This is a genomic window from Tabrizicola sp., from assembly GCF_041911175.1.
Lineage (GTDB): Bacteria > Pseudomonadota > Alphaproteobacteria > Rhodobacterales > Rhodobacteraceae > Tabrizicola.
Genome location: NZ_JAYRPN010000010.1, coordinates 1 through 9,261 on the forward strand (window position 1 = coordinate 1; position 9,261 = coordinate 9,261).

9 protein-coding genes are annotated in these 9,261 nt (G+C 68.9%); 5 read left to right on the forward strand and 4 right to left on the reverse strand.

What is annotated here, in order from left to right; genetic code table 11:
• On the reverse strand, nucleotides 1-1,087 hold a 1,087-nt coding region (proB, locus tag ACE3P6_RS01090; RefSeq protein ID WP_374391136.1), incomplete at its 3' end, for a glutamate 5-kinase.
• Entirely contained in the window at nucleotides 1,084-2,106 is a 1,023-nt protein-coding gene (obgE, locus tag ACE3P6_RS01095) for a GTPase ObgE (protein WP_374391128.1), read from the reverse strand. The genes obgE and proB, both read right to left, overlap by 4 nt.
• Nucleotides 2,107-2,313: 207 nt before the next feature.
• Between obgE and ctaA the strand changes: the two genes are divergently transcribed.
• The 3 genes from ctaA to ACE3P6_RS01110 all read left to right on the forward strand — a co-directional run bounded on the left by ctaA (nucleotide 2,314) and on the right by ACE3P6_RS01110 (nucleotide 6,435).
• Nucleotides 2,314-3,483 (forward strand): heme A synthase, encoded by a 1,170-nt coding sequence (ctaA, locus tag ACE3P6_RS01100; protein ID WP_374391129.1) that lies wholly within the window; start codon nucleotides 2,314-2,316, stop codon nucleotides 3,481-3,483.
• On the forward strand, nucleotides 3,480-4,949 hold the full coding sequence (locus ACE3P6_RS01105) for a carboxypeptidase M32 (protein ID WP_374391130.1): 1,470 nt from the start codon (nucleotides 3,480-3,482) through the stop codon (nucleotides 4,947-4,949). The genes ctaA and ACE3P6_RS01105 overlap by 4 nt, the downstream gene beginning before the upstream one ends.
• A gap of 220 nt (nucleotides 4,950-5,169) precedes the next feature.
• Entirely contained in the window at nucleotides 5,170-6,435 is a 1,266-nt protein-coding gene (locus tag ACE3P6_RS01110; RefSeq protein WP_374391131.1) for an MFS transporter, read from the forward strand.
• Nucleotides 6,436-6,453: 18 nt separating this feature from the next.
• Here the strand turns inward: ACE3P6_RS01110 and ACE3P6_RS01115 are convergent, their stop codons facing one another.
• Nucleotides 6,454-7,227 (reverse strand): enoyl-CoA hydratase, encoded by a 774-nt coding sequence (locus ACE3P6_RS01115; protein WP_374391132.1) that lies wholly within the window; start codon nucleotides 7,225-7,227, stop codon nucleotides 6,454-6,456.
• Nucleotides 7,228-7,285: 58 nt separating this feature from the next.
• On the opposite strand from ACE3P6_RS01115, the gene ACE3P6_RS01120 reads away from it, so the two are divergent.
• Nucleotides 7,286-7,708 carry a PaaI family thioesterase gene (locus ACE3P6_RS01120; RefSeq protein WP_374391133.1) on the forward strand — a complete coding sequence of 141 codons (423 nt, stop codon included), beginning with the start codon at nucleotides 7,286-7,288 and terminating at the stop codon, nucleotides 7,706-7,708.
• Here ACE3P6_RS01120 and ACE3P6_RS01125 read toward each other — a convergent pair.
• Nucleotides 7,705-8,085: a polymer-forming cytoskeletal protein gene (locus tag ACE3P6_RS01125; RefSeq protein WP_374391134.1), complete on the reverse strand. Its 381-nt coding sequence runs from the start codon at nucleotides 8,083-8,085 to the stop codon at nucleotides 7,705-7,707. The two genes, ACE3P6_RS01120 and ACE3P6_RS01125, sit on opposite strands and share 4 nt — an antisense overlap.
• A gap of 186 nt (nucleotides 8,086-8,271) precedes the next feature.
• Here ACE3P6_RS01125 and ACE3P6_RS01130 point away from each other — a divergent pair, with 186 nt between their 5' ends.
• The gene (locus ACE3P6_RS01130) at nucleotides 8,272-9,237 is read left to right on the forward strand and encodes an agmatinase (RefSeq protein ID WP_374391135.1); all 966 of its coding nucleotides are present in this window, start codon (nucleotides 8,272-8,274) and stop codon (nucleotides 9,235-9,237) included.
• The last annotated feature ends 24 nt before the right edge of the window (nucleotides 9,238-9,261 follow it).

A 9,261-nucleotide genomic window follows, 5' to 3' on the forward strand; every position in this document is an offset into this window, starting at 1 on the left:
AGCCGAGGATCGCCTCGATTTCGCCCGACCGGTGCCCGGCGATCTTGCGGGCTTCTGCCGAAGTATAGCGCACCAGGCCCTTGCCGAGAACCGCGCCATCCGGCGACAGGATCGCCACCGGCTCGCCGCGCCCGAAGCTGCCGGTCACTTTGGTAACCCCCGCCGGGAGCAGGCTTTTCCCCGCCCTGAGCGCCGACACCGCGCCTGCGTCCAGCACCAGCTCGCCCTTCGGCTTCATCGCGTTGATCCAGCGCTTGCGCGCGACATGCGGGTCGGCGGAGGGGACGAACCAGGTGCGCGTCGCGCCTTCCGCCAGCGCCTTCAGCGGGCGCAGGGTCGAGCCCTCCATGATCGCCATCGCGCAGCCGCCCGCGACGGCGGTCTTCGCGGCGAGGAGCTTGGTCTTCATGCCGCCCTTGGAGAGGCCGCTGATCGGGTCGCCCGCCATTGCCTCGATCCCGGGGGTGATCTGGTCCACCACGTCGAAGCGGGTGGCGCTGGGGTCTTCCTTCGGGTTGGCGGTGTAGAAGCCGTCGACGTCGGAGAGGAGGATCAGCTGGTCCGCCCCCGCCGTGACGGCGATCTGGGCGGCGAGGCGGTCGTTGTCGCCGAAGCGGATTTCGTCGGTGGCGACGGTGTCATTCTCGTTCACGATGGGGACGACGCCAAGGCCGAGCAGCGTCTCCATCGTCGCGCGCGAGTTCAGGTAGCGGCGGCGGTCCTCGGTATCCTCCAGCGTCACCAGGATCTGCGCGGTGGTGATGCCGTGCGGGGCGAGGACTTCCTCATAGGCGCGGGCGAGGCGGATTTGTCCCACCGCCGCTGCCGCCTGCGATTGTTCGAGGGTCAGCACGCCTTCGGGCAGGTTCAGCACCTTGCGGCCCAGTGCGATGGAGCCGGAGGAGACGAGGACCACATCGGTGCCGCGCGTCTTCGCCTCGGCGACGTCGAGGGCTAGGGCGGAGAGCCAGTTCTGCTTCAGGCCGGTCTTGCGGTCGACAAGGAGGGCGGAGCCGATCTTCACGACCAGACGCCTGGCGCTGCGGATGTCGGGGGCGTGAAACGTTTCGGTCAGGCCGGTGTTCAGGGTTGCCACGGGCCGGACTCCTGAACGGGGGCGGCGGCGGTGATGGTGGCGTAGAGCGCGCGAAGAACCTCGGGTATCCCCTTGCCGGAGACGCCGGAAATGACATGGACCGGGCCGCCCGAGGCTTTCTCCAAGGCGCGTCGGCGGTCGCTGACCTGCTTGGCATCCATCGCGTCGGTCTTGTTCAGGGCGACTATGCGGGGCTTGTCGCCCAGAACTTCGGAATAAGCTTCAAGTTCGGTCACGATGGTCTTGAAATCCTTCGTGATTGTCGAAGATGTTCCATCGACCAGATGCAGCAGGACCTTGCAACGCTCGACATGGGCGAGGAACTGGGTGCCAAGGCCGCGGCCTTCGGAGGCGCCTTCGATCAGGCCGGGAATGTCGGCCATGACGAATTCATGCCCGTCGATCCCGACGACGCCGAGGTTCGGGACCAGCGTCGTGAAGGGGTAGTCCGCGATCTTGGGCCGGGCGTTCGAGACGGCGGCGAGGAAGGTGGATTTCCCGGCATTGGGCAGGCCGACGAGCCCGGCATCGGCGATCAGCTTCAGCCGCAGCCAGATCGTGCGTTCGATGCCCTCTTGCCCCGGGTTGGCCCGGGCCGGGGCGCGGTTGGTCGAGGATTTGAAGCGCAGGTTGCCCCAGCCGCCGTTGCCGCCTTCGGCAAGACAGACGCGCTGGCCGACTTGGGTAAGGTCGGCAAGGACGGTCTCTTCGTCTTCGTCCAGGATCTCGGTGCCCAGCGGGACCTTCAGCACGATGTCGTCGCCGGTCTTGCCGGTCTTCTGGCTGCCCATGCCGGGCTGGCCGGACTTGGCGAAGAAATGCTGCTGGTAGCGATAGTCGATCAGGGTGTTCAGCCCCTCGACCGCCTCGGCCCAGACCGAGCCGCCGTGGCCGCCGTCGCCGCCATCCGGGCCGCCGAATTCGATGAACTTCTCGCGCCGGAACGAGACGCAGCCCGCGCCGCCGCCGCCCGAGCGGATGTAGACTTTGGCGAGGTCGAGGAATTTCATGGCGGGGCTTTCGGGGCAGGGGTCAAAGCGCGGGGATACAGGAAGCGGGGCGGATGCTCAAGCGGCGGGCTCCTCGTGCGACTTCGTCTTCTCGTCGCGGGGACGTGAGCGACGAGCGACGAAGGAGACGAGGAGCGTTCCGTTGCGGGGCCTTGAAGGCCGGGGAGGGCGGGCCTAGTGTCCGGCGCGAAGCGAAGGGGTGAGCGTATGGCCACGAAGCGCAGCATTTTCGAAGAGGTGGGCGCGGGGCAGATGGCTCCGGTGCCGCCGGTAGGGGGCGGGATCGACGCCCGGCCCAAGGGGGCGCGCAAGGGCATCCGGCTGTGGCTCGTGGTGCTGTTCCTCTTGGTGACGGCGATGATCTTGGTCGGCGGGCTGACCCGGCTGACGGATTCCGGGCTGTCGATCACCGAATGGAAGCCGTTGATGGGCGCGCTGCCGCCGATGGACGAGGCGACCTGGCAATCGGAATTCGCGAAGTACCAGGCGATCCCGGAATACCAGTTGCAGAACAAGGGGATGACGCTGGAGGGCTTCAAGTCGATCTACTGGTGGGAATGGGGGCACCGGCAGCTCGGGCGGTTGATCGGGCTGGTCTGGTTCGTCGGTTTCGTCGGCTTCGCGGTGATGCGGCAGATTCCGCCGGGCTGGGCCGGACGGTTGGTGCTTCCGGGGGTCCTCGGCGGGCTGCAGGGTGCGGTGGGCTGGTGGATGGTGTCCTCGGGCCTGTCGGGGACGATGCTCGACGTGGCCTCCTACCGGCTGGCGCTGCATCTGGGTCTGGCTTTCATCATTCTTGGGGTGCTGGCCTGGTATGTCTTCCTCTTGGGGCGCAGCGAGGCCGATCTGATGACGGCGCGGCGCGGGCGAGAGGCGAAGCTTTTCAGCCTGTCGACGGGGCTGATGCATTTCGCCTTCCTGCAGGTGCTCTTGGGCGCACTGGTGGCGGGAATCGATGCGGGCCGCGCCTTCCCGACCTGGCCCTTGATGAACGGCGAGTTCTTCCCGGCGGATGCCTTCTATGTGCCGGACGGGAACGGGGGCACGCTGCCGGTCTGGCATGCGTTCTTCGAGAATCCCGGACTGGTGCAGTTCATTCACCGCATGTCGGGCTATCTTCTGTTCGCCTTCGGCGTGGTGGTCTGGCTTCGGGGCCGCAAGTCCAGCTACCAGGCAACGCAGGCGGCGTTCCATGCGGTGATGGCGATGCTGATGGCGCAGATGGTGCTGGGCATCGTCACGGCGCTGACGGCGGCGCATGTCCATGTCGCGATCACCCACCAGATCGGGGCGGTGATCCTTTGGGTGCTGATCCTGCGGGCGCGGCATCTGTCTCAATACCCCATTGCGGGGTCGATCCGGGAAGGTACGGCATGAGCGCGTTTGACGAGTTGATGGCGTTCCAGCGCCAGACCGAGGCCTTGGCACAGGTCGCTGGCCGCTTGGGCTGGGACCAGGAAACGGTGATGCCCGAGGGCAGTGCCGGGCAGCGGGCCGAGGAGATCGGGGCGCTGGAGGGTGTGCTGCACGCCCGGCGGACCGATCCGCGCATCGCGGGTTGGCTGAAGGCGGCCAAGGCGCCGGATGCGGCGGGCGAGGCGCAGTTGCGGCTGATCCGGCGCAGCCATGCCCGGACCATGAAGGTGCCCGCGAAGCTTGCCGAAGAGATCGCGACGACGATGTCGCTGGCGCAAGGGATCTGGGCCGAGCATCGGGCGAAGGAAGATGTCGCGGGCTTCCTGCCGACCCTGCGCCGCGTGGTGGAGCTGAAGCGGCAGGAAGGCGCGGCGTTGGCGGCGGGGGGTGACCCCTATGACGCGCTGGTCGACGATTACGAGCCGGGAATGACCGGGGCGGCGATTGCGGCGATGTTCAACGCGATGCGGCCCCGGCTGGTGGCCCTACGTGAGCGCGTGCTTGGTGCGGCGGCGCCGAAGGGCGTGGTCGGGACCTTCGGGCGCGACGACCAAATGGCGCTGAGCCGCGAGCTGGCGACGGTGTTCGGCTATGACTGGTCGCGCGGACGGGTCGATCTGGCGGTGCATCCGTTCTCTTCCGGTTCGGGGCATGACGTGCGGATCACCACGCGGGTCAATGAGACTGACCCGTTCAACTGCTTCTACTCGACCATCCACGAGGTCGGGCATGCCGCCTATGAGCAGGGGATCGACCCTGCTTTCGCGCTGACGCCGGTCGGGCAGGGCGTGTCGATGGGGGTGCATGAGAGCCAGAGCCGGTCCTATGAGAACCAGCTGGGGCGGAGCCGGGCCTTTACCGGCTGGCTGTTCGGGCGGATGCGCGAGGTGTTCGGAGAGTTCGGGATCGGGGATGCGGAAGGCTTCTACCGGGCGGTGAACCGGGTGCATCCGGGCTATATCCGCACCGAGGCCGATGAGGTCCACTACAACCTGCACATCATGATGCGCTTCGATCTGGAGCGGGCGCTGATCAAGGGCGAGCTGGACGTGGCTGACCTTGAGGCGGCCTGGAACGAAAGGTTCCGGGCGGATTTCGGGGTGGCGGTCGACAAGCCGTCGAACGGGATGCTGCAGGACGTGCATTGGTCCTGCGGGCTCTTCGGCTATTTCCCGACCTACACGCTGGGGAACGTCTATGCGGGGTGCCTGGTGAAGGCGCTGCGGGCCGATCTGCCGGGGCTGGACGGGCAGATGGCCAAGGGCGACGTGTCGGCCGCGACGGGGTGGCTGCGGGAGCGGTTGCAGCGGCATGGCGGCCTCTACGAGCCCCGGGATGTGGTGCGGCGGGCCTGCGGGTTCGAGCCGTCGGAGGGACCGCTCCTGGACTATCTGGAGGCCAAGTTCGGGGCGATCTACGGGGTTTGACCGAGGGGTGTCCACGGTGGACATTCGCCGCGTTTCCTTTGCGATCAATAGCTTGGTCGCGGACGTTAGGGAAATCTTAAGGTCTGGATTTCGGTGCCTGGGGGCCGCTCGTCGTCGACTTCGTCGCTCGCTAGGCGCCTCCGACGAGAAGCCGAAGGCGCGCGAGGAGGTGTGACGGAGAGGGCGGGAGGATCGGGGGGCAAGCTCGCATGGGGTTGCGGTGCTGCGCGCGGCGGTGCAGTCAGGGCGCGCGGGGCGGGCGAAGGGTGGGCGAAGGGTGACGGGCGCGCGGGCGTCAGACGGGGGCGGGTCGGCGGTGTGGCTGCTGGCTTTGGGCCAGACGCTGGTCTACGCGGGCTGCTACTATTCCTTCCCGGCGCTGCTGCCGGACCTTGAGGCCGCGACGGGCTGGACCAAGGGCGCGCTGGCGCTGGGGCCGACGCTGGCCTTCCTGATTATGGCGGGGCTGACGCCCTTTACCGGGCGGCTGGTCGACCGGGGCCTGGGCGGCGAGATGCTGGTCTGGTTGCCGGGACTCGCGGCGCTGGGTGTCGCGGGGCTGGGGCTGGTGGGCTCGCTGGCCGGATGGCTGGCGCTGTGGGCGGTGATCGGCGTCGCGCAGTCGGGGATGCTCTACGAGACCTGCTTCGCCTTCCTGACCCGGCGGTTGGGTGCGGGCGCGCGGGGGGCGATCACAAGGGTCACGCTGGTGGCGGGCTTTGCCGGAACGCTGGCCTTCCCGCTGGGGCATTGGCTGGGGCGCAGCTTCGGCGGGCAGGGGGCGCTGGTGGCCTTTGCCGGGCTGGTGGCGCTGGCGATGCCGCTGAACGCGGTGGCGGTGCGGCAGTTGCGGCGGCGGGAGCGGGCGGGGCTGGTGGTGCCCCCGACGCCGCCGGGCGTGGTGCGGGCGGCGCTGAAGAAGCCCGCCTTCTGGATCATCGCGGGCGGGTTCCTCGCGGTCTATCTGAACCACGGGATTCTCCTCACCTATGCGCTGGTGCTGTTCGCCGACCGGGGGGCGGCGCCGGGTTTGGCCACCTTCGCTGCGGCCTGCATCGGACCCTCGCAAGTCGCCGGGCGGCTGATCCTGCTGGCGGCGGGGGCGCGGGTGACGACGGGGCAGGCGGTGATGGTGTCGCTGGGGGGCGCGGTGCTGGCGGGGGTGCTGTTGTGGCTGGCGGGGATCGCGCCCTGGCTGATTTTCGGCTTCGCCCTGGCGCAGGGGGCGGGGATCGGGCTGACCTCGATCCTGCGGCCGGTGCTGATCGCCGAGGTGCTGGGGCGGGCGGGGTTCGGGGCGATTTCCGGGGCGGCGGCGGTGGCGCCGATCCTGGCCTCGGCGGCGGCGCCTTCGGTGGGGGCGGGGTTGCTGGCGCTGGGCGGGGCGGGACTGGTCTATGCGGTCTGCCTGGGGCTGGCGCGGGCGGGGTTGGGGTTGATGGGGGTGTTGTTGGCCCGGCGGAGGCACGAGGGAGAGTCGGGGTGAACCCCGACCTACGGGCGGTTATCGGCGGTCGATGAAGCGCTGGATGCCTTCGGCGGTGGCGGGGAGGAGGGCGTTTTCCACCATCGCGGCGCCTGCGGTTGCATAGGCCTGCGGCAGAGGTTGGCCAAGCTGGTCGCGGAAGGCGCGTTTGCCGAGGCGGACGGCGGCGGGGTCCTTGGCGGCGATGCTGGCGGCGAGTTTCAGGGTGTCCTCGGCGAGCCGGTCGGGCGGGGCGAGGCGGTTCACCAGCCCGAGCGCATGGGCGCGGGGGGCGGGGAGGAAGTCTCCGGTCGTCAGCAGCTCGAAGGCCATGCCGGGGGCGAGGCGGCGCGAGAGGGCGACGGCGGGGGTGGAGCAGAAGAGGCCGAGGTTGATGCCGTTGACGCCGAAGCGGGCGGTCTCGGCGGCCACGATCAGGTCGCAGGAGCAGGCGAGCTGGCAGCCGGCGGCGGTGGCGACGCCCTGGACTTGCGAGATGACCGGCTGGGGCAGAGCGGCAATCTGTTGCATGACGGCGGCGCATCGGTCGAAGAGCGCCTGGAATTGCGCCCGGCCTTCGTCTTGGGCTGTGCGGTAGCCCTGCATTTCCTTCAGGTCGTGCCCGGCGGAGAAGGCCTTGCCTTCGGCGGCGAGGATGACGACGCGGGTGCTGTCGTCGTTGGCGAGGGCCGCGAAGGTCGCGTCCAGCGCTTGCAGCATGGCGGTGGAGAGCGCGTTCAGGGTTTGCGGCGCGGCCAGGGTGACAGTGGCGATCCCGTCGCTGACGTCGCGTCGGATCAGTGGCTCGGTCATTGCATCCCCCTCTGGCATGCGGTCAGTCTAGGGAGAGGGCAGGGCAAGGGGAAGCGGGATGACGCTGGTGATGGACGGGCCCGAACTGATGGCGTTCCTGCGCCGCGACTTCGGACAGGTGGCCGAGGAATTCGCGGTCGAGCGGGCCGATGCCAGCGGTGTGACCCTGCGGTTGAAGGTGGCCGAAAGGCACCTGCGGCCGGGCGGCACGGTCAGCGGGCCGTCGATCTTTGGTCTGGTCGACGTGGCGATGTATCTGGCAATCCTGTCGCGGATCGGCCCGGTGGCGCTGACGGTGACGACCAGTTGCGCGGTGGATTTCATGCGGAAACCGGCAGCGGGACGCGACCTTCTGGGCGAGGCGCGGGTGCTGAAGCTGGGCCGCAGCCTGGCGGTGGGGGACGTGATGGTGTTCAGCGAAGGCAGGACCGACCCGGTCGCCCGGGCCAGCCTGACCTATTCGATCCCGCCGGAGCGCTAGGCCCTGGGCTTCAGGAAGCGGCCCTCGATCCGGGCGCCGCTTTCGATGACGAGCCCGGCGGTGGTGACATCGGCCTTCACCTCGGACGAGGCGCGCAGGGTGAAGCTTTCGCAGGTAACCTTGCCGTCGAACTTGCCCTTCACCTCGACCGTATGGGCGTTGACCGAGCCCTTGACCCGACCCTCCTGCCCGATGATCAACCCGTTCGCGGTGATGTTGCCGTCGATTTCGCCCAGAACCTCGACCGAGCCGGAGGAGGTGATCTCGCCGGTGATGGTCAGGTCGGCGCCGAGGACGGAGCGGGCGGTGTTGCTGCCGGGCGCCGAGGGGCGCGGGACGGCGGGGGCGGACGTGGGGTCGGAGGTCTTGGAAAACATCGGTGGTGTCCTTGGGGAAAGGTGTTGCCCCGATAAGGAAGGATAGCGTCTGCCCGGTCAAGGGGCGCTTTGGGCCGGTGGCAGGTTTCCCCGTGCGCCCCGGTCCTTCCTTGCGGAGCATGTCGCAAGCGGGGCTGACACGGCGGGGGCGGGGTGGTCAGATGGCGCGGGAATCAGGGGGTGATGATGGCGGATGCGTTCTTCCAGCCGGTCTCGGGCTTCGACGTGCCGCGCTTTGCCGGGGTGCCGACCTTCATGCGTCTGCCTTTCGTTCCGTTCGATCATCCGAGGTTTGCCGAGGTGCAGATCGGGCTGATCGGCGCGCCCTGGGACGGGGGAACGACGAACCGGCCCGGTCCACGCCACGGGCCACGGCAGTTGCGCGACCTGTCGACGATGATCCGGGCGGTGAACGGGGCGACGTGGGTGGCACCGTTCGAGCTGGCGCGCTGCGCCGACCTGGGCGACGTGGCACCGAACCCGGGGGATCTCATGGAGTCGATGGCGCGGATGGAGGCGTTCTATTCGCGCGTGGTCGCGGCGGGAATCCGGCCGCTGACCGGGGGCGGGGATCATCTCTGCTCGCTGCCGATCCTGCGGGCGGTGGCGAAGGCCCGGCCGGTGGGGATGATCCAGTTCGACAGCCATACCGACCTGAACGACATCTATTTCGGCACCTCGCGGTATAATCATGGGACGCCGTTCCGCCGGGCGGTGGAGGAGGGGCTGATCGACCCCAGGCGCTATGTGCTGATCGGCATCCGGGGCACGGCTTACGGGCGCGAGGACTGGGACTTTGCGGAAAGCGTCGGTATCCGCATTATCCCCATTGCCGAGTTCCACGCGCGCGGCGCCGATGACGTGATGGCCGAGGCGCGGGAGATCGTCGGCGCGGGGCCGGTGTATGTGACTTATGACATCGACTTCGTCGATCCGACCTTCGCGCCGGGGACCGGGACGCCGGAGGTGGGCGGGCCGAATTCCTGGCAGGCGCTGCAGGTGGCGCGGGGCCTCAAGGGGCTGGATGTGGTGGGGGCGGACCTGGTGGAGGTCTCGCCGCCCTTCGATGCGAGTGGCGGGACGGCCTGGCTGGGGATTTCGCTGATGTTCGAGATGCTCTGCGTGATGGCCGAACGGGTCGCGCGGGGCTGAGGGCGGAGGGGGGGGGGGGGGGGG